At 32.1% G+C, this 683-nt stretch carries 2 protein-coding genes; both read right to left on the reverse strand.

Features of this window, described 5'->3' with window-relative positions:
- Window positions 1-169 precede the first annotated feature (169 nt).
- Complete coding sequence (locus EUBIFOR_RS12850) at window positions 170-313, reverse strand: hypothetical protein (RefSeq protein WP_003866342.1); 144 nt, start codon at window positions 311-313, stop codon at window positions 170-172.
- On the reverse strand, window positions 306-683 hold a 378-nt coding region (locus tag EUBIFOR_RS13065; protein WP_003866343.1), incomplete at its 5' end, for an ROK family protein. The genes EUBIFOR_RS13065 and EUBIFOR_RS12850, both read right to left, overlap by 8 nt.

Genomic DNA, 683 nt, shown 5'->3' on the forward strand with positions numbered 1-683 from the left:
ATCCACTCCATCTTTCTGAATCATTCGGTATCCCGATCCATTCAGTCTTTATCGATGGAGTTTTTATTGTATGCTTTTATTTATAAATACTTCAGAATTTCATCCATAATCTATGTATCTATCATCCAGTAAGATATCATAAACTTCTGGTTCTGATTATTTATCTTATTTAATCCACAAATCCCATACCTCTAGGATTGATGACATAGGCTGCACAATAATGTACACTCAATCCTTTGATCTTTGTATACTTTTCTTTTCCAATCTTACTCGTATTCTTTGGATCTACTTTGATTACATCCACTTCATTCATCAAACATTTTCTTTCTACTTTTTCTAATATCTTCTTTATACGCAAAACTCGATAATGTTTTATTTTGTTTTTTAGGGCGATAGAGCATCCTTATTTTCAACTGTTTGAAATTCAAGTCTTCAACGACCAGACTTTTCTTCTTGGATTTACAAAATTCCATGATTTCAATGGCCAGCTGATACAGTTCTTCATTTCGTTTGTTCTTGGTATTCTCCTTATGGATTGGATACTTCTTGATCAATACGATATTTCCATCCATATTGGTTTCACATAGTGCTATATGGTCCACATTGATATCGATTCCTATTGCTCCATACAATGTATCTGTCTTTGGAAGATTCATATGTTTTTCAAATATAGCTTTCACAAT

The sequence above is a fragment of the Holdemanella biformis DSM 3989 genome, assembly GCF_000156655.1.
GTDB classification, from domain to species: Bacteria; Bacillota_I; Bacilli_A; order Erysipelotrichales; family Erysipelotrichaceae; genus Holdemanella; species Holdemanella biformis.

What these genes read in the sequence shown, in the direction of transcription:
- EUBIFOR_RS12850 (WP_003866342.1), bottom strand. Translation starts at nt 313, where the DNA reads ATGAATGAAGTGGATGTAATCAAAGTAGATCCAAAGAATACGAGTAAG.